Annotated in this window: 17 protein-coding genes and 1 pseudogene; 12 read left to right on the plus strand and 6 right to left on the minus strand. The window is 40.8% G+C overall.

What is annotated here, in order from left to right:
- Positions 1-407: 407 nt before the first annotated feature.
- Positions 408-2,237 carry a ShlB/FhaC/HecB family hemolysin secretion/activation protein gene (locus H6G96_RS24720; protein WP_190914436.1) on the minus strand — a complete coding sequence of 610 codons (1,830 nt, stop codon included), beginning with the start codon at positions 2,235-2,237 and terminating at the stop codon, positions 408-410.
- A 127-nt stretch (positions 2,238-2,364) separates the two neighbouring features.
- Here H6G96_RS24720 and H6G96_RS24725 point away from each other — a divergent pair, with 127 nt between their 5' ends.
- Complete coding sequence (locus H6G96_RS24725) at positions 2,365-2,556, plus strand: hypothetical protein (protein WP_190914438.1); 192 nt, start codon at positions 2,365-2,367, stop codon at positions 2,554-2,556.
- A gap of 21 nt (positions 2,557-2,577) precedes the next feature.
- On the opposite strand, the gene H6G96_RS24730 is transcribed toward H6G96_RS24725, so the two are convergent.
- Positions 2,578-4,353: an SWIM zinc finger domain-containing protein gene (locus H6G96_RS24730; protein WP_190914596.1), complete on the minus strand. Its 1,776-nt coding sequence runs from the start codon at positions 4,351-4,353 to the stop codon at positions 2,578-2,580.
- A gap of 433 nt (positions 4,354-4,786) precedes the next feature.
- Between H6G96_RS24730 and lpdA the strand changes: the two genes are divergently transcribed.
- From lpdA to H6G96_RS24750, 4 genes are all read left to right on the plus strand, one after another.
- A complete protein-coding gene (gene lpdA / locus H6G96_RS24735; protein ID WP_190914440.1) occupies positions 4,787-6,211 on the plus strand; it encodes a dihydrolipoyl dehydrogenase in 1,425 nt (474 codons plus the stop codon).
- Positions 6,212-6,310: 99 nt separating this feature from the next.
- Positions 6,311-7,201 carry an indole-3-glycerol phosphate synthase TrpC gene (trpC, locus tag H6G96_RS24740; RefSeq protein ID WP_190914442.1) on the plus strand — a complete coding sequence of 297 codons (891 nt, stop codon included), beginning with the start codon at positions 6,311-6,313 and terminating at the stop codon, positions 7,199-7,201.
- A gap of 254 nt (positions 7,202-7,455) precedes the next feature.
- Positions 7,456-7,707: a DUF5340 domain-containing protein gene (locus tag H6G96_RS24745; RefSeq protein WP_190914598.1), complete on the plus strand. Its 252-nt coding sequence runs from the start codon at positions 7,456-7,458 to the stop codon at positions 7,705-7,707.
- Between the two features lie 482 nt (positions 7,708-8,189).
- Positions 8,190-8,858, plus strand: coding sequence for a carbonic anhydrase (locus tag H6G96_RS24750; protein ID WP_190914444.1), 669 nt, complete (start codon positions 8,190-8,192; stop codon positions 8,856-8,858).
- A 170-nt stretch (positions 8,859-9,028) separates the two neighbouring features.
- Here the strand turns inward: H6G96_RS24750 and H6G96_RS24755 are convergent, their stop codons facing one another.
- Positions 9,029-9,187 (minus strand): YqaE/Pmp3 family membrane protein, encoded by a 159-nt coding sequence (locus tag H6G96_RS24755; protein WP_012410519.1) that lies wholly within the window; start codon positions 9,185-9,187, stop codon positions 9,029-9,031.
- Positions 9,188-9,328: 141 nt separating this feature from the next.
- The gene (locus H6G96_RS24760) at positions 9,329-9,676 is read right to left on the minus strand and encodes a translation initiation factor (protein ID WP_190914446.1); all 348 of its coding nucleotides are present in this window, start codon (positions 9,674-9,676) and stop codon (positions 9,329-9,331) included.
- Positions 9,677-9,888: 212 nt separating this feature from the next.
- Here H6G96_RS24760 and trpB point away from each other — a divergent pair, with 212 nt between their 5' ends.
- From trpB to H6G96_RS24790, 6 genes are all read left to right on the plus strand, one after another.
- Positions 9,889-11,124, plus strand: a complete 1,236-nt coding sequence (gene trpB, locus H6G96_RS24765; RefSeq protein ID WP_190732460.1) for a tryptophan synthase subunit beta — start codon at positions 9,889-9,891, stop codon at positions 11,122-11,124.
- 135 nt (positions 11,125-11,259) lie between these two features.
- Complete coding sequence (locus H6G96_RS24770; protein WP_190914449.1) at positions 11,260-11,475, plus strand: hypothetical protein; 216 nt, start codon at positions 11,260-11,262, stop codon at positions 11,473-11,475.
- A 435-nt stretch (positions 11,476-11,910) separates the two neighbouring features.
- On the plus strand, positions 11,911-12,435 hold the full coding sequence (locus tag H6G96_RS24775) for a CAP domain-containing protein (RefSeq protein WP_190914451.1): 525 nt from the start codon (positions 11,911-11,913) through the stop codon (positions 12,433-12,435).
- A 452-nt stretch (positions 12,436-12,887) separates the two neighbouring features.
- Positions 12,888-13,415: a CAP domain-containing protein gene (locus H6G96_RS24780; protein ID WP_190914452.1), complete on the plus strand. Its 528-nt coding sequence runs from the start codon at positions 12,888-12,890 to the stop codon at positions 13,413-13,415.
- Between the two features lie 450 nt (positions 13,416-13,865).
- Positions 13,866-14,414: a CAP domain-containing protein gene (locus tag H6G96_RS24785; RefSeq protein ID WP_190914454.1), complete on the plus strand. Its 549-nt coding sequence runs from the start codon at positions 13,866-13,868 to the stop codon at positions 14,412-14,414.
- 83 nt (positions 14,415-14,497) lie between these two features.
- Positions 14,498-15,127 carry a ribonuclease D gene (locus tag H6G96_RS24790; protein ID WP_190914456.1) on the plus strand — a complete coding sequence of 210 codons (630 nt, stop codon included), beginning with the start codon at positions 14,498-14,500 and terminating at the stop codon, positions 15,125-15,127.
- A 441-nt stretch (positions 15,128-15,568) separates the two neighbouring features.
- Here H6G96_RS24790 and H6G96_RS24795 read toward each other — a convergent pair.
- Positions 15,569-16,006: pseudogene (locus H6G96_RS24795) on the minus strand (rhodanese-like domain-containing protein); the annotation flags it as partial.
- Between the two features lie 1,075 nt (positions 16,007-17,081).
- Here H6G96_RS24795 and H6G96_RS24800 point away from each other — a divergent pair.
- Positions 17,082-17,801: a response regulator transcription factor gene (locus H6G96_RS24800; RefSeq protein WP_190914600.1), complete on the plus strand. Its 720-nt coding sequence runs from the start codon at positions 17,082-17,084 to the stop codon at positions 17,799-17,801.
- Between the two features lie 390 nt (positions 17,802-18,191).
- On the opposite strand, the gene H6G96_RS24805 is transcribed toward H6G96_RS24800, so the two are convergent.
- Positions 18,192-18,788, minus strand: a complete 597-nt coding sequence (locus tag H6G96_RS24805; protein ID WP_190914458.1) for a hypothetical protein — start codon at positions 18,786-18,788, stop codon at positions 18,192-18,194.
- Between the last annotated feature and the right edge of the window lie 98 nt (positions 18,789-18,886).

Genomic DNA, 18,886 nt, shown 5'->3' on the forward strand with positions numbered 1-18,886 from the left:
AGTTTTATCTTGCTCTCTAGTCAGAAATACCCTTAAACGGCTGCCCATATCGCTGTTACCTTTGTAGACACATTGTACGTATTTACTTATCTTTACATAGTTTGGTTTTTTCACCTTGTTCTACTTATTTGCGGATTTTTATTCTGAGCGGTGAGCAAACTCCGAATGAAATAAATAATGGTCTGATTTTTATTTTTTAATCAGTCAACTAGTTCTGTTTCACGGAATGAAATGCGAAATAGATTAGAGAAACGGCAGGAATTAAATTAATTGGGCGCATCCCACTGGGGAAAAAATATCTAAGTATTTGAAATCGCACGCTAGTTGCTTTAATGCAGTAGAAACCTTAGTTGGCGCAGTTTATCGTAAAGAACGGGAGGGAAGGAAGGAGAATGAACCCCTAAATTCTAAAAAGGATTATAGAATAAACTAAAATATAGTCCGTTTTCTTGTAATGTTCGATCATTCGAGTCAACAGATACTAAAGGAATGCCCCAGTCAAGACGAACGGTGAAGCGATCGCCTTGTGACCAACGCAACCCCAGACCAACAGCAGCTAGAGTATTAGGGTCGGGATTCTCTGTAGCCGAACTATTCCAGCCAACACCAAAATCCACAAAGGGGATAACCTGTAAGGTGCTATCTATCTGGGGTAAGCGCAGAATCGGTACTTGAACTTCCGCAGAAACAAAAGTGCCATTATCTGTCAGCAAATAATCTTGACGGTAACCTCGAATGCTATCTTGCCCACCTAAGCCAATTTGCTCTATAGGTAAGAGTGTTGTGGATGCTAGTTGCGTATTTAAACGAAGTAAAAGTAAAGTTTCAGGAGCTAAAAGGCGTGCCCATTGCGCTTGTCCTTGCCAAGAAAAAAAACGGCTATCAGGAAAATCTTGATTAACTGTGGCATTCAACACATCTAGACCCAAATTGAATTGAGAGCGGAGGGCAATGACTTCACGGCTGTTACGACTCGTCCATTCTTGAAAAAATCGCAACGCAGATACCCTGGTGCGTCCCTGTTCATCAGCTCCGGGTGAAATTTGAGAGGGGGGCCCAAAGTCTGATCTCCACGAGATATCACTTTCGCGTCGGGAAGTTGTTAACCCCAGAGCGAATTCTTGTGTAGGAGTTTCGATTATTGGCTGGCGGAATGTCAGTTCGTAGTAGCGAGAAGCCGATTCGATATCTAGGAAGTCGAAAGGAGGCTCAATGACATTGCTTGACGTAGTGCCATAGTTGAAAGTAAGGGTTCCGTTGCGGGGATTGAGTGGTAATGTGTAGCTGGCGTCAAAGGAGTTACTACCATCGGTATTGGTGTATCCTAAACTCAGACCATCTCCCAATCCGAGTAAGTTGGCTTCATTCAATTGTAATCGGCGGCGGAAACTGCCAACACTGGGCGATCGCCCATTATCAAGAACTATTTGGCTATTAAAGGTTTTTGCCTCGCTGATCTTGACTTCTAAGAGACTCACACCACTCCGCGATCCTGCTGAGAGTTCAGCAGAGACGTTTTGAATCAAAGGATTAAGTTGCAAAAGTTGCAGTGCCTCTAGTAGACGCTGTCGGTTCAGAGGTGCTGATGTAGCTATTGCTAGTCGGCTGCGGACATAATTTGCATTCAACCGCCGATTCCCAGTTATCTGGATATCTTCTAATTTACCTTCGACTACCTGAATTTTTACAACACCGGATTGGATTGTTTGGGGCGGAATATAAGCACCAGAAGTAATGTAACCATTTTGGACGTATAAATCAGTAATTTTAGAACGTGCCTGATAGACTTCAGTCAGCGAGATCGGTCGTTTGGTAAATTCAGCAGTGGCACGGGCTAACTCTTCGGGACTGAAGACTGTGCTACCAACAACTTCAAACCGTTCAACAACAATATTTTGAGGAAAGTTGCCAGGGAGTGGTTCCTCAGGTGTGAGAGTTGGGGCAGAGGGTGGAAATAGTTCTCCTGGTGGGGGGAGTGGTTGTGGTACTTCAGGTGGTGGAGGTGGCGGAGGTACGGGTGGTTGGACATCCTGTGGTGGTGGGAGTGGCGGAGTTACGGGTGTTTGGACATCCTGTGGTGATGGGAGTTGTTGTGACAGGATGAAATTACTAGTTGGTAATTGGGTAGTATCAACAGCCTGAGCTTTCAGTGGACTAGAAAATATGTTGCTGAGTAATAGAAGCATACTCAGAGGTAAGCAGGACACTATAATATTCTGAGGATATTTATTAATCATCGCACTGGATTATTTTTTGTCAGAAACTATAGGATTATACGGCGACTCCTTCAGATGTGAATCTTACTTCATCTTGTGTCGCTAAAGTTGATATCTTGAGTAAATCTCAATTTAAAAGCTAAATTATTTGGTTATTGCAGACTTAAAAGCTTTGATGGTGTTTGAACTGCATAAGTTAGCAGATATGTTGGAATTATCTGTTGCTGCGAGAGAAATAGACCTAGTACAGTACGGCTTAAATCCACTTACTATCTCAATTAACAAGACTTGGGGCAAAATCCTCTTGTTAAAGGTAGGCAAACTTCGGTTTTATTTTTGAATTGTTATATGTGGTTTAGGGTTACTCCATATCCCTTTGTTGAAACATTCCCATCAATTTACGTTTACGAGCGTGGGTTTGCATCAAGTTTTCCCGATAGCTTAACCACTCAGCTTTCTTTCCAGATTGCAAGTAGGCATTACGTGCCTTTTTTAACCATTCAACTGCATAGTAGTAATATTCGGCTTTACCTGCATCCATTATCTTTTCGGCGCGGCGACGAGCATTAGCAATTACCCAACTAGGATTATGAGGGATAGCAGCATCCATGACTCGGTAAATTAACTCTGAATAATAAGAAGTGAGTTCATTAGTGATCGCAATTGCATCATCAATTAGCCCCTCATGCAAGAATATATCTACCTTGGCTGATTCTGTTCCCCAAGCACTACAAGTACGAACAATTCTCAGCAGGTCTGTTTTAATACTTTCCCAGTTTTCCCCAGCCAATTCTGCCATTCTTTCGTAGTCAACAAAGGAGGGTTTGACTTGAAAAGCCGCCTTGATTGCTAATAAAGCAGCTTCATTATTACCCAACTCAACAGCTAAATCACTTGTCCAAATACCTAATTCGTGCTGACAATTACCTGGTAAATGTAATCCACTCTGGGCTATATCTAGTGCTTGCTGTAATGCCCCCTGTCCGCTAAGTGTTTTCGCTAGGGCAAAAGCCTCTTCGGTTGAGTTCATCTGGGTTTGAGCAGCATCAATTGCTTCTTTTACCCTGCCTAAACGCCCCAACATTGTTAGATACTGTTGCGTTTGCCCTTCAGCTTCTGCTAAATACAAGTATTCTTGGTAACGTTTCTGACGTTCGAGGATTTTTAGCCGAATTAGTGCCAAATCATCTGCATAGTCTGGTACGTCTTCTTCCCAAGCTCCCCTTTCGGTAATATTACCTTTGAGAACTTGCACCAATGGTGGATAATCCCAACCTTGGCGTAAAGCTTCCATAACTATGCCAAAATCAGCATTCCACTCATCTTGCCAGGCTTCCAAATTTATTTGAATATCAACTTTTTCTTCTGGGGTGAGTTCGGCTGTAAGAATTGCTTCACACCAAGCATTATTCAATTCCTCGACCACTTCATCGTTTTCAGCACCATATTCTGCAACATCATCCCAATTTTCCACACACGTAGAGGTAATCGCTTCTAAAATAGCGATCGCATTTTCACCCTCTCCCCGTTCGCTAAAATCTACCGCAGTTCGCACCATATTCAGCAATTTATCGGCAATTGGGTCTTCTTCGCACCCCTCCTCAAAGTAACGCACGGTATCCTGAAGAATCTGCCGGACTTGCCGCCGAAAAAGAGCCTGATTGATCGTAATGCGGCGCACAGGTTTTTTGGTTGTTTGCTCGACAATAGGATTCGTCATCCAACCTATATGACGATCAATCGCCTCAATTAGTGGTGGGTTTTCATTTACCAGATCTTGCAGCAATCTTTGGGTTTGGATATGATCCAAGCGATCGAGTAGTTGTTCTAAGGTAGGGCGTTGCTCAATATATTCTGAGTTGCGCGCACAGACGAGCATCGTCGCTACAATGTGTTTGCACCACCCATCAAAGTTGTAGGCACAGGTACAGTTTGCTGAGATTAACCCACTGCTATCGAAACTGAGATTGACATGATAAGGTCTTGCTTCAGTCCCTGCAACATCAGCCTGAAGGATGTGACCGCGTTGGATAATAGTATTGACAGCACCAGCCTCATAGTATGCTTCGCCGCGTTGGAAAGATTTAGCGTTAGCATGACGGCGGATAGTAAATTCACTAATTTGGGGAATAGACATCGAGCGATCGCCTGTGTAAATCCTCTGGATCAATCCTAAATCCAGCTTAGGTGTTAGCGATGATACTGTAAAGTCATTAAAAATTGGGAATTGGGAAGAATATTGCATAGTCCCCAGTCCCCAGTCCCTTTAGAGTATAAAAAAAATAAGTATCTAGATTTGACTATAATTACTGAAAACATCCATCTTTTCGCCAGAAGTTAGTGAATCATAATTGAAGTTAGCAACACCTAAACGTTAAATCAGAAAACAGTTATCAGGCGGATGGCAGGGGATTTAAATTAGTTAGCAGTTTCCAGTGTTCACTAACTGTATGCTGGGGGCTTAAACCCAGCAACGAAACTGACAACTGATCATTGATAACTGTTCAAGGGGTTGCGTTGATTGTCGGTCAAGTTGAGAATAAATAGGCGAAGCAGACGGGGAACCTAACGTGAGTCAAGGATTTGATTACGATTTAGTCATTATCGGCGCTGGTGTAGGCGGACATGGCGCAGCCTTACACGCCGTAAGTTGTGGTTTAAAAACAGCGATTATTGAAGCTGCTGATATGGGAGGAACCTGTGTTAATCGGGGTTGTATTCCTTCTAAAGCGCTGCTGGCGGCATCTGGGCGTGTGCGGGAGTTACGCGATGCCCATCACCTCAAATCGCTGGGAATTCAAATTGGTAACGTGGAATTCGATCGCCAAGCGATCGCTAATCATGCTAATAATCTCGTCTCAAAAATTCAAGGGGATTTAACCAACAGCCTCAAACGTCTAAAAGTCGATATTATCAATGGTTGGGGAAAAATCGCTGGGGCGCAAAAAGTCTCTGTTACCGGAGACGGTAGCGAAAAAACCATCACAGCCAAAGACATCATCCTTTCCCCTGGTTCAATTCCTTTTGTGCCTCCAGGGATTGAAGTAGACGGCAAAACTGTCTTTACCAGCGATCAAGGCGTTAAGTTGGAGTCGCTACCAGACTGGGTGGCGATTATTGGCAGTGGTTACATCGGCTTAGAATTTTCTGATGTTTACTCAGCTTTGGGTTGTGAAATCACCTTGATTGAAGCTCTAGATCAGTTAATGCCAGGATTTGACCGAGACATTGCTAAACTTGCCGAACGGGTACTGATTACTCCCCGCGATATTGAAACGAAAGTAGGGATATACGCTAAAAAAGTCATCCCCGGTTCACCAGTGGTGATTGAATTAGCAGATTTCAAAACCAAAGAAGATGTAGATGTCATCGAAGTAGATGCTTGTTTGGTGGCTACAGGACGCATCCCGGCGACCAAAAATCTTGGTTTGGAGTCTGTGGGTATAGAACTGGATCGGCGGAATTTTATCCCAGTTGACGATCGCATGGCAGTACTATCGTCTGGTGAAGTAGTACCAAATGTGTGGGCAATTGGCGACGCTAATGGAAAGATGATGTTGGCACATGCGGCTTCTGCTCAAGGCATCATCGCGGTAGAAAATATAGTTGGGAGGGAAAGAATAGTAGACTATCGCAGCATCCCGGCGGCGGCGTTTACCCACCCAGAAGTCAGCTATGTGGGTTTAACAGAAACCGCAGCTAAGGAGTTGGGCCAAACCGAAGGCTTTGAAATCGGCACAAGTCGGAGTTACTTCAAAGGAAATTCCAAAGCGTTGGCAGAAAATGAAGCCGATGGTATTGCCAAGGTAATATATCGCAAAGACACCGGAGAAGTCTTAGGTGTTCACATTTTCGGACTGCACGCCTCAGACTTAATTCACGAAGCGTCAGCTGCGATCGCAAACCGTCAATCTGTCCAAAGTCTCGCACATCTAGTTCACGCGCACCCGACACTATCGGAAGTGCTAGACGAAGCTTATAAACGAGCCATCTAAAAGTTAGAAGTGAAAAGTTAGGAGTGAGGAATTAATAACTCCTAACTCCTAACTCCTAACTCCTAACTCCTAACTCCCAACTCCTAACTCAGTACTATCATGCAAATCCGCCGTCGTTCACCTAACCCAGCTATTGATGTATCGATATTGCGTTATCAAGCTATCGTGCCTGATGCAGCGCCAAACCACATCTTGGAGGAAATTGTCTGGCAAAAAGAAGTAGAATATGACCAAATGCGGGAAAAACTTCCTTTGCAAGAATTACGGAAGCGGGTACTGACTGCACCGCCAACCCGTGATTTTGTCGCCGCCTTGCGCCAAGGTAAGACTAAACCGGCATTGATTGCAGAAGTTAAAAAAGCTTCACCTAGCAAAGGTGTTTTACGAGAAGATTTTGATCCAGTAGCGATCGCCCTTTCTTATCAGCAAGGTGGTGCTAGTTGTCTATCTGTGCTGACAGATGTCAAGTTCTTTCAAGGTAGTTTTGAGAACTTGGCCAAGGTTCGGGCTGCTGTAGATTTGCCTCTACTGTGCAAAGAGTTTATCATTTATGCTTATCAGATATACTTGGCACGGGTTCAGGGTGCAGATGCTATTTTGTTGATTGCGGCTATCCTGAGCGATCAAGATTTGAAATACTTCCTTAAAATTGCTAACAACCTGAAAATGGCAACCTTGGTTGAAGTCCATAGTTTGGCAGAACTTGACCGTGTATTAGCTTTAGATGGGGTTTCCTTAGTAGGAATCAATAATCGCAATTTGGAAGATTTCTCTGTTGACCTGCAAACTACTTGCCAACTTTTAGCTGCAAGGGGTAGCCAATTGCAGGAGAAAAACATCCTTGTTGTCAGCGAGTCAGGACTACATAACCCAGATGATTTGAGTATGGTACTGACAGCAGGTGCATCGGCTGTACTGATTGGGGAATCTTTGGTAAAACAACCAGATCCCGGCGCTGCGATCGCCCATATATTACCAAAGAATTTTTGAAATAAACGCCTCCCCTATGCCCCTTAGCACAGGGCAACTAACTGCATATATGCATATAATAGTTGGGCAATTGGGCACATTATGCGTAGACACGCAGCATATTGCCATCAAATATCATCATATCTTTGCCAAATCTTTATTGCTAATCAAATCAAAGCCATAAGCAACTAGTTATTTCTTATGTAACAATTTATTGATAAGAGACAAACTTTGATTAGTACAAAATCTCAAATATGAAATCAAAAATTAACTTCATGGAGCAAATTCCTTTACCTTCTCCTATTCACTACGAACTTATACTTCAACTTTTAGAAAGACAAACCATGTTAGCCGTAAATGATAATCCAGATTTACGGCATCAGGTAAACCAACTAATTATTACTTTACGTAAAGCTGCCGTGCAGCAAAAACGGCTAGAAGAAATTTGCGAGTTTTCATCTATGACTGTTGATCACCGTTGGTCAATCAACCATCATCAGGATAATAAAGTTGTTGCCCCCGATTGAAGCTGATAAATTCATATCTCAACCTCAAATTTGGCATATTTGTTAACTTAGGTTACCACCGTCAGAAAGTGTCTCTGTGTATTGAAGAGTTTAGTATTCATAACTTCCGCCGCACTTGCTTGACTCAAATGCACAGTTTGGGTTGTGATTTAAAATGATTCTAGTTACAGTGATTTCTCTGCTTTGCAAAATATCTATAAATGCTAGATGAGGAGTTGAAATCGTTAGTCAGTCTGAATCGCTTAGATTTTAGTTGATAAAAATCTTACGTTATTTAGATATTTTTATAAAGTTATACATAGTTATTTTTTTTCTAAATCCTAACTTCCTTGTTTCCAATTTATACAATAATTTTATTAATGCTGTAGAGAAAATTGTCATCATTATAAAAATTTTAGCTCAAAAAAAAGTTCATATTGATTTATAGAGAACTGTAGATCAGCTAAAATATTGATGAGATTATCTCTCGAATTTGACGAAAGATGAAATATAACAGCATTGACGAACTCCTCAGAAATAATCAAGCTTGGGTTCTCGATAAACTAGCAATAGATCCAACTTACTTTCAAGAATTATCTACCGGACAAACACCACCTTTTCTATACATTGGGTGTTCTGATAGTCGTCTGGCATTAACAATATTTACCCGTACAGAACCAGGAGAGTTATTTGTACATCGTAATATTGCCAATCAGATTTCTCTAACGGATATAAACTTTTTAGCGGTTTTAGAATACGCAATTTTACATCTTAAAGTGGAACACATTATTGTTTGTGGTCACTACGATTGCGGAGGAATTAAGGCGGCTTTAGAAGGAAGAACCATCGGAATTCTTGATAACTGGGTAAATCCGATTCGGGAACTGTATTTACAGAAACAAGAAGAAATCGATGCCTTGCCAACAAGAGAAGAACGTCTGAATCGTTTGGCAGAAATAAACGTTGTAGCGCAAGTAAAAAATCTTTACCAAACTTCCATCATGCGTCAGGTACTCTATGAGCGAAAAGCGCCTATGGTTCATGGCTGGGTGCTAGATATTAGCACTGGGTTAATCAAAGATTTGAACGTCTCAACTGTGCAATGGCAATTGCACATTTGCCCCTTGCTTCTAGAGTTTAGACTCTATGCTATGTTAAAAAATGAGAGCTGATTCGGTATTTATTGACACACGAAAGCCCATATTTTTAGATTTCAAAGCTTTACCTAAAGTAGTCACCTTGCAGGTAATTTATTTTTCTCGTTTTCATACTCTGCATAGAATTGAGGCTCTGACTCACTTTATCACTGTATGCAGAGCCTCAAACCTTCCCTTACAAAGGATTATTTCTTAGCAATTATCCATACTGCATGAATAATCCCAGGAATGTAACCAAAAAGTGTCAAAACTATATTAATCCAAAAATCTATACCAAAACCTACTTGTAAAAAAACTCCCAGAGGTGGTACGAAAATGGCACACAAAATTCGAACTAAATCCATTTAAACCTCCTATTCATCTCACAAAAAATAGCTTGTTGGCAAAGTGATTTACCAATCCTCAAGCATATTTGTACCTCTCAAAGATAACATTCCCTCTCTTAATCTAGATCACCCTTAAGATGCGGTAAACCGCACTCAAGATTAACCACCGCTAATTTTAGCTTTGTAACCTAGTTTGGTTAAAATCTCGACAATTTTCTGCTTGTGTTCGCCCTGAATTTCAATTTCGTTATCTTTAACTGTTCCACCTGTGCCGCACTGGGTTTTTAACTGCTTCACCAAATCTGCCAAGGTTTCTGGTTTGGCTTGAAAACCACTAATCACTGTGACGGTTTTCCCTTTGCGTCCTTTGCGGGAAGCTTGTACTTTAAGATTTTGTTGTTGTGCGGGCAGTTCTGGAATTGGTCTTTCTGTGGCGGCAGAGTTGTCGTTGCCAAATTCGCGGTAGACAAAGCTTTTGTCAGAAGATTTAGAATTGGAAGAAGACATAAAATCAATGTTTAAGAAAAATCTCAAAGGCAGTGGAAACTTCTACGCAACCATTCTGCTGCGATATCAAATTCTAGGCTAACATCACAAATCCATTGCGAGAGATTGAGGATTGAGAAAACTCTTTCCTAGTCTCCAGTCCCCAGATATACCCCAGATATGCCCCATACTTTCTATAATAATTAAGTCATTCCCCTCATCAAAATCAGCTTGTGACTACTACTCCCCTATCTCCAAATTCAACTGCTCAAGTTCCCGATACGCTAGGTCGCTTTGGACGCTTCGGCGGTAAGTATGTACCTGAAACGCTGATGCCTGCTCTTACTGAGCTAGAAACAGCTTATCAGCAATACCGCAATGACCCTGGTTTTCAAGCAGAACTACAGCAGTTGTTACGGGACTATGTAGGACGTGCCACACCTTTGTATTTCGCTGAACGCCTGACTGCTCATTATGCCCGACCCGATCGCACGGGACCACAAATTTACTTAAAGCGCGAGGATTTAAATCATACTGGCGCTCATAAAATTAACAATGCCCTTGGTCAGGTATTGTTGGCAAAGCGCATGGGTAAGCAACGGATTATTGCCGAAACGGGTGCTGGACAACACGGAGTTGCCACAGCTACAGTTTGCGCTCGTTTTGGCCTGGAATGCGTAATTTACATGGGCGTTCATGACATGGAACGTCAAGCTTTGAATGTGTTCAGAATGCGGTTGATGGGGGCAGAAGTGCGTCCGGTAGAAGCGGGAACTGGAACCCTGAAAGATGCTACTTCTGAAGCAATCCGCGATTGGGTGACAAATGTGGAAACAACTCACTATATTCTCGGTTCAGTAGCAGGGCCCCATCCTTACCCGATGATGGTACGTGATTTCCATGCAGTAATCGGCCAAGAAACTCGCGCCCAAGCTATGGAAAAGTGGGGTGTATTGCCTGATATTCTCTTGGCTTGTGTCGGTGGTGGTTCCAATGCTATGGGACTCTTCTATGAGTTTATTAATGAGTCTTCTATCCGGTTCATTGGGATTGAGGCAGCAGGAGAAGGTGTTAATACTGAAAAACACGCAGCAACCTTGACAAAAGGGCGAGTTGGTGTATTGCACGGAGCCATGAGCTATCTTCTGCAAGATGAGGATGGGCAAATCATTGAGGCACACTCAATTAGTGCAGGTTTGGATTATCCCGGTGTGGGACCAGAACATAGCTATTTGAAGGATATTGGTCGCGCCGAATACTATAGTGTGACCGATGCAGAGGCTTTGGAGGCATTCCAGCGATTGTCGAAATTGGAAGGGATTATCCCAGCATTGGAAACAGCCCATGCGATCGCCTACCTCGAAACCCTATGTCCCCAACTAACCGACAGTCCCCGGATTGTAATTAACTGCTCTGGACGCGGCGATAAGGATGTACAAACAGTAGCCAAGTTCTTAAATGACGCGTAAATATACATAAATTTTTGGGGAAAAGCAATAATCAATTAGCAACTCCAGCACCCTATGCTACCGCAACCCACTCACGACGAGTTGGCACGCCAAAATTTTGTGCAAAGTTTGAGAATGCACATTAGCTAAGGGTAAATGGCCTGTTTACCTAAATTCCGAGAGAATGCTCCCGCCACACCGGAACGGTGTGGCGGTGAGATGAATCGAGGGTTAAAAGCTAAACACCCCTTAACTGAATTGAATCAAGCCGCAGGTTTAACAAGGCAAATTAAAGAGCGGGAACAGTGGCGTGCGGAATATTTTGGACGGGTGTTGCGCGTGGTGCAAGAAGAGTTAGAAACCTTTAACTAAGGCTAGTTGAAATCACGCAGATATTTAGCTGAAGAAATCCGTGCAATTTATATCCTACATTCTGCGCTCTCAACTTTTATAAACGGTTTTTACTGCTTTTATAAACACAATTAAAGCTAAAAAATATACTTAATATCAGTAATATGGCTGAATTTTAAAATTCAAAAAGCATAATTTAGAACTAAAAATATAAAATAATATAGTAATTACACTATATAAAGACCTAAGTAGGGAATCTAGGTTATATAACAAACCATACTAATGGTAAAAAACGATTTTTTACTAAACAGCACGATTTTCTTGTAAAATCGTGCATTTAAACGTTGGCTCTTAGTTTTTGAACTAAAAACGTCATAAATAGAGATATATAGACTTATAAACAGTTTGCCACACTGAGTCTAGTTGGTTACATTGTCTAAAAGTTTACTTAAACGAATGATGAAGCCAACAATATACATGATTACTTTAGGCACTATACTTATCAGTAGTGCAGCGATCGCTACTCCTGTAACAAATTCAACTTGTACGCCTAATCCTGAACCCGTATCGAATAATACTATTCAAGTAGCAGCATCTAGCAACAATGCTGCTGTAGAACAGTCGGTTTTCAACCAAATTAATAACTACAGAGTTTCCCAAGGGCTACCAGCGCTGACTCGGAATTCTGCCATCGATAATCAAGCCAGGATTCACAGTCAGAACATGGCTAATGGTAAAGTTTCCTTTGGACACACGGGATTTTCACAACGTGTTAAAGCAATCGGTATTTCTTACAGTTCAGCTGCCGAAAACGTCGCTTACAATCAGGGATATAGTGATCCTGCTACGCAAGCTGTTCAAGGTTGGCTCAAAAGTCCAGGGCATCTAGCCAATATCAAAGGTAATTTTGAAAAGACGGGGATTGGTGTCGCTAGCAACAGTAAAGGCGAAATCTACTTCACACAAATTTTCCTTCGCTGATAGATGTGGTATTTAGGTTTTTTCTCAAATTTCCCAGACTTCAGTCTGTTGGCAAAGCTTTTGCTATATGTTAAACAATGTATAGGACTCATATTTGATTTTTGAAATATACGTAGGGGAGCCAGTGCGTTACAGAGGTTCTCGACGCTCGATAGCGTTGCGTAAAGCCTGCGGCATGGCTTCGCTTAGAGCGACGTAGGAGCGTCTAAGTCGTTAACGCACCATCCAAAAACTATGAAAAGTGGGTTATATACAAAAAACCCTACTTATGGTAGATGGCAACTTACGATAAATACAAAAATTTTTCGTAAAACTGTGAGTTTAAACGTTAACTAATAGTTTTTGAAGATAAAACCCCATAAGCAGAGGTATATAGACCTATAATCAAGTTGTAAGATTGATATTAGCTTGCTTAAATTGTCTGGAGCTAGAGTTTCAGTTAGTTTCAGCAAATGATTAAAACAACAATCTACAGCCTTGCTTTAGGCACTGTTATTCTCAGTAGTGGAGCGATCGCTACTCCTGTAACAAATCCCACTTTTACACCGCAGTCTTCACATATATTAAGTGATACTGTTTATATTGCAGCATCTAACATTGACGCTGCTGCTTTAGAAAAGTCGATTTTCAACCAAATTAATAACTACAGAGCTTCTCAAAAGCTACCAAAGTTAACTCGTAATTCTGCCAGCGATAATCGGGCTAGGATTCACAGTCAGAACATGGCTAAAGCTAAAGTTTCCTTTGGGCATACGGGATTTTCACAACGTGTTAAGGCAATCGGTATTGCCTACAGAGCAGCAGGTGAAAATGTTGCTTACAATCAGGGATATAATAACCCTGCCACAATAGCTTTTCAAGGCTGGCTCAAAAGTCCAGGGCATCTAGCTAATATCAAAGGTAATTTTGAAAAGACAGGGATTGGTGTCGCTAGCAACAGTAAAGGCGAAATCTACTTCACACAAATTTTCCTTCGCTGATAGATGTGGTATTTAGGTTTTTTGTCTCAAATGTCCCAGACTCCAGTCTGTTGGCAAAACTTTTGCTATATGTTGAATAATGTATAGACTTATATTTGATTTTTGAAATAGACGTAGGGTATGTTATCGCGTAGCGTAATGCACCTACGTCTATTTAGATTTTTTCAAAAATCAAATCGGATTTATGTAGTTTCAATGACATTTATTTGCTGAATAGTACATTATTTTTTACTAATTCATGAAAATCTTAAATTATCAACAAAAATAACTGTGATTTCATGAAGCTGACCTATTGAAGTATTGACAATTGGAAATGATTTTTGTAATTCCTATCCAAGAATGTAGCCAGATTACAAAAATTCATCAATCCTTAATCGTATCGTGGTATATATCGTCGGAACAATAGGGTAGAGTATAAGTCTTATATCTCTACACATTACGCAATTCTCCATGTTCCGACAAACTGCTTTTGGCATCGCTTTAAGTGCGCTTGTCCTTGCTAGTGGATTAACGACTGTTCCGGTACCAAATCATTCTTCTGCGAATACATCCATCCGTAATAAGCTATTGTCGCTTTTTTCCAGTCAGGTCGCAATATCGACTCCTACTTTTAAAACTACGGAACTAGAAAAATCCGTTTTTGAAGAAATTAATCGATATCGGGCTTCTAAAGGACTGCCAAAGTTGACCCTAAATGCAAATATTACTAGACAGGCAAGAATTCATAGTCAAAATATGGCTAAAGGTAAAACCCCATTTAGCCATCAAGGATTTGAACGGCGAGTTAAAGCTATCCCTCTTCGCTACAACAGTGCGGCGGAAAATGTTGCTTTCAATCGGGGATATAGTAATCCTGTGGACGAAGCTGTTACTGGTTGGATCAAAAGTCCCGGACATTTAAAGAACCTTAAAGGAAATTACAACCTCACTGGAATTGGCGTTGCTACTAATAATCAAGGTGAAGTTTACCTTACACAGCTTTTCTTTCGCGCTAGGTAGATTTAATTTCTGATTGTTTTGCACAATAATGTAGTGTCTAAGACTTTTATCTGTTGGACACTACAATTATTTTTGAACAATTTATGACATTACAAGATTTTCAGGTGAGCGATCGCGACCTCAGTGACGCAGCTCTTAAACAGTATTTAGAATCTACAGCGATCGCAGTTGATACAGAAACGATGGGATTGTTGCCACAACGCGATCGCTTGTGTCTTGTCCAGCTGTGCAACGAGTTCGGGAAAGTGGCTGCAATCCGTATAGCCAAAGGACAAGCTGATGCCCCAAACTTGAAAAAGCTCTTAGAAGCGGCGAATGTCGTAAAAGTGTTTCACTTTGCTCGTTTTGACCTTGCCACTTTGCGAGCCAATCTGGGGATTCAGGTTAAACCTATTTTTTGTACTAAAATTGCTAGTAAGTTAGCCCGTACTTACACAAATCGCCACGGACTTAAAGATGTAGTGCAAGAGTTAGAACAAGTAGAACTGGATAAAAGCTCTCAAAGTTCTGATTGGGGTAACGCCGCCAGTTTATCTGAAGCTCAACTGAGTTATGCTGCTAATGATGTGCGCTACTTACTTAGTGTGCAGCAAAAGCTAACAGAAATGCTCAAACGAGAACAACGTTGGGAAATTGCTCAAGAATGTTTTGAATTTCTGCCAACGATAGTTTCCCTGGATTTGTTGCAATTTAAAGATTTGTTTGAACACTGATCAAACAATAAACCTTTTGCTCTGAAATATAAGAAGCATTACAAGAGAGAATATTCTGTCTTTTACTTCTAACTTGTGACATCTCTGCTGATGAAAAATTAAGATTAGACCTCTTGATAAATTTTTTAACACCCTACCCCTAACCTTCTCCCGCAAGCAAAGAGGCGAGACTTTAATGTAAGTCAAAGGTAGAGTGGGGTTTTTATTCTTGATTATGCAAGAGGTCTATTGCTAATTTTCTAAGTTATTTTTTGTCTAAGAACCAATATTGGAATCGTCAGTGCCTTTAGGAGCGTTAGATTCACTAATGCCTTCTTTGACATTATTGACTCCCTCTTGAATGCCTTCCTTCAGATTACTGGCTCCCTCTTGAATATTATCCTTGAGGTCACTAGCTCCTTTTTTAATGGCTTCTGTCGCGCTAGGGCCTCCCTTTGGCAGATTTTCTTGGTGATTTTTTAGCCGATCTACAACATTGTACTCATCTGCACCTGGGGGAGTTTTTGATTCAATAATGCCTTCTGTTGGACCACCGATAGCCTTCCATGCCGCAAGACCACCTTTGAGTTGGGAGACATGCTCAAATCCATTAGAGCGCAGTTGCTGTGCGGCTTGGGCAGATTCTTCTTCGTTAGCACCGTAAACGTAAATATCACGGCTTTTATCCAAAGAAGGTACTGCACGCTCTACCAATTCATTTACTGGCATGGGCATCGCTCCGAGAATGTGACCTTCGTTGAAGGTGTTGCGATCGCGTACATCTAGGATTGTAAAAGCTGGTTCGCCCCATTCTAGGCGAGATTTCAATGTATGAACATCAGACTGTGCCTCTACTGGTGGCTGTGGGGGAATAATGCCGCCTACTAAATTGTTAACCATAATTATTCCTTACTGACGATATTGATAGCAATTTAACGGACTAAATGTATTTAATTGCTCTTTCTCTGGGCTGAATTTGCTCGAAATCTCTCCTGAGATAGATAGCTAATTAAATTTTTTTCTACCGTTTAATGCATTGCAAATTCTGCCAGATTAGACTATTAAAATTCATTTTTTATTATTAAATTAAATATATTTTAAGCTGATGTTTGTAATATTTTATTACTCAAACATATTGTGAACAAAATTAAAATAATTAGCCATTAGTACAAGAATTACATACCTTTTCAATCTCTGCGATCGCTAACAATAACACTTTAATAGTTAGCTTAAACTTCAGTAACTCAGCAACCTTTTCGCCAATATAACTCTAGCTATTAGCAAATTTGCACAAAACAAGAGCGAGAAATCGGTTTACCTACAAAAAATTTGGAAAGTAGTTGATAAGCTGTTGCTAATTTATACTGAACTCCGAGTTTTATCTGTTAAAGCTGTTTTTGCTACTCTTAATACCTTCTGGCGATTCTCTCAGTGCTTGGCTTGTTATAGTCTTAGGCTGAGACTTGTAGTATAGTATATGCTTAATAGTGTAGCTACGTGTAAATGCACCCCAGGTAAATTTTCATAACCCTTTTCAGGAACAGATACCTGTTATTTAAAACTACAGTTGGGCAGGTAGGGTTGAGAATCTAAATTAGCTTATGGCTTAGTTTGTAAGCTTTTGTGGATATCTAGTTAATCAGAAACTGTCTTGTTTTTGCAAACTTGTAGCAAATGCCGTAGCGTCTGATGTTTCTCTAGACTATTTGTGGTTATAAGAATGCTCTTTAATTATACTTATTTTCAGTATAAAAGTTAGCATATTCTACCAGATAAATTCAAAATTCTACAAGACTTATAAAATTTATTAGCATTACAATGGCTGAAGTTTTGATAAACTTCATGGAAGATAAATTGTACACAAGTACTACAATAGCGATCGTACTCAGTACAGACGCGCGTGAATACACTTTCAACAGAAATAGGTAAAGTAAAACTGGCACAACGAATCGCCCAATCTACAATAGGCAGTATTATGGTTATGGTTTCCGCTACTACTCCCAAAATTCTGATCGTCGATGACGACTTCAGCGTCCGAAATCTCGTCTATCGTTTTTTAAGTCGGAAATATCAAATAGAATCCGCAGCAGATGGTAAGACTGCCTTATCGTTGTTTGAGCAATTCAACCCAGCTTTAGTGATTCTGGATTGGAATTTACCGGATCTTAATGGTTATAGCCTCTGCCAAGAAATGCAGAGCCGTACTAATGTTTTAGTGCTGATACTGACTAGTAGGACTGACGAGGCTGATAAAATAAAAATCTTAAGCGCAGGTGCTGATGATTTCATGACTAAACCGTTTAGTCTTGCAGAAGTTGAAGTTAGAGTAGAAGCTCTTTTGAGACGGATACGCTACATCAACCCCTCCCCAACACAACGGATCATTTTTAAGCAGCTAGTAATTAACCCAGAGGGTCGGGAGGTAACACTTAACGATAAACCTCTTGCTTTAACAGCGTTAGAATTTAATATCTTACATTTTTTGGCAAGTCATCCTAATCAGGCTTGGAGTCGCCCGCAGCTAATCCAAAAAATCTGGGGTTGCGACTACGTGGGAGATGGCCGGGTGGTTGATGTGCATATAGGTCAGCTTCGCAAGAAGATGGAAGTAGATGCTAGCATACCAGAGTTTATTAAAACTGTGCGGGGCTATGGTTACAAGTTTGAAGCACCTGACGAAAATACTAATTCCTGAGCTTTCTGATTTCAGGAGTACTTTATAAAAAGAATGACTCAGATGAGTTAGCAAAGGATGTTTGTCCATCACCGATAGGCGACAATTTAGGTTAAAGGAAAGGCAAAGGCATTGGCATTTTCACCACTGATTTGCCAGATATTTTTGATAATTTTTATCCTGTAGATACTGTTCGATTTCATCAAATAGGCAGCTTTGAACTCGGACTTGTGACGCTGATAGCCTACCCCTACGGGGAAGCACGCGTAGTGTCTGTATGTAACACTCTACCTACCGCGAACGTAGAGAAGAGAGCGTCATAGCCCACCGCAAGCATCACTCCACAAATTGTACAAAATTGCACAGGTTACGGGTAACAAATTACCGTAAAAAGCACACTTTGGTGTTGGCTCAACCTTTCAAATTAACCTTCCTCTCAAGCTTTGACCCATCTTGATGAGATAAAAATTTTTCACTACTGTGATAGCTTCTTCGCCATTTTTCCAAATGATCTATAGATATTGATTTAGATGTGACGTTCACACCATTTCCTCGCCAAGCCACTTCTGCATCTGTTGTGAAAACCCCGCATTCTAATTGGTCTAACCTCATATTCCAATATTCACTAAACCGACCTTTTAAAGTAATAACTTGCTCAAATACCTTGTTTCGGTGTTTATTTCTTCTTTTTCTTTCTGTAGCTCCTGTTGCTTCTGTATCAATAAACTTAGTTTCAATTAAAAACAGGCTACCTTTAAAAGTCCGGTAGACAAAATCACACTTTCCTAAATCTGTATAATCTGAAATTGGAGATTTTTCAAATAACAGTAATTCAGCGCACGAGGGAAACAAGTCTCTAATATTCAGAAATAAATAAGCTTGCAATAGAAGTTCCTTATCATAAGGAAATAAGATAACTCCTTCAAAAAACTTTTGAATGTCCTCCTGAGTTTGGGGTTGAATGATTTTACAGTATGAAACAAATTTATGTAGCTCGTTCACGATCATCAAGTTCTAACTCCTTCCCCCGGTCGCAGCCTTAAGGGTCTTAGCATAAAAAGATACCACTCCCTCAAGGAAATCATCATCCGCACAAGTAACTAAAA

The organism is Nostoc sp. FACHB-892, from assembly GCF_014698795.1.
In the GTDB taxonomy this organism is placed as follows: domain Bacteria; phylum Cyanobacteriota; class Cyanobacteriia; order Cyanobacteriales; family Nostocaceae; genus Nostoc.

What these genes read in the sequence shown, in the direction of transcription:
- H6G96_RS24720 (WP_190914436.1), bottom strand. Translation starts at nt 2,237, where the DNA reads ATGATTAATAAATATCCTCAGAATATTATAGTGTCCTGCTTACCTCTG.
- H6G96_RS24730 (WP_190914596.1), bottom strand. Translation starts at nt 4,353, where the DNA reads ATGTCTATTCCCCAAATTAGTGAATTTACTATCCGCCGTCATGCTAAC.
- trpC (WP_190914442.1), top strand. Translation starts at nt 6,311, where the DNA reads ATGCAAATCCGCCGTCGTTCACCTAACCCAGCTATTGATGTATCGATA.
- H6G96_RS24745 (WP_190914598.1), top strand. Translation starts at nt 7,456, where the DNA reads ATGGAGCAAATTCCTTTACCTTCTCCTATTCACTACGAACTTATACTT.
- H6G96_RS24750 (WP_190914444.1), top strand. Translation starts at nt 8,190, where the DNA reads ATGAAATATAACAGCATTGACGAACTCCTCAGAAATAATCAAGCTTGG.
- H6G96_RS24755 (WP_012410519.1), bottom strand. Translation starts at nt 9,187, where the DNA reads ATGGATTTAGTTCGAATTTTGTGTGCCATTTTCGTACCACCTCTGGGA.
- H6G96_RS24760 (WP_190914446.1), bottom strand. Translation starts at nt 9,676, where the DNA reads ATGTCTTCTTCCAATTCTAAATCTTCTGACAAAAGCTTTGTCTACCGC.
- H6G96_RS24770 (WP_190914449.1), top strand. Translation starts at nt 11,260, where the DNA reads ATGGCCTGTTTACCTAAATTCCGAGAGAATGCTCCCGCCACACCGGAA.
- H6G96_RS24775 (WP_190914451.1), top strand. Translation starts at nt 11,911, where the DNA reads ATGATGAAGCCAACAATATACATGATTACTTTAGGCACTATACTTATC.
- H6G96_RS24780 (WP_190914452.1), top strand. Translation starts at nt 12,888, where the DNA reads ATGATTAAAACAACAATCTACAGCCTTGCTTTAGGCACTGTTATTCTC.
- H6G96_RS24785 (WP_190914454.1), top strand. Translation starts at nt 13,866, where the DNA reads ATGTTCCGACAAACTGCTTTTGGCATCGCTTTAAGTGCGCTTGTCCTT.
- H6G96_RS24790 (WP_190914456.1), top strand. Translation starts at nt 14,498, where the DNA reads ATGACATTACAAGATTTTCAGGTGAGCGATCGCGACCTCAGTGACGCA.
- H6G96_RS24800 (WP_190914600.1), top strand. Translation starts at nt 17,082, where the DNA reads ATGGTTATGGTTTCCGCTACTACTCCCAAAATTCTGATCGTCGATGAC.
- H6G96_RS24805 (WP_190914458.1), bottom strand. Translation starts at nt 18,788, where the DNA reads ATGATCGTGAACGAGCTACATAAATTTGTTTCATACTGTAAAATCATT.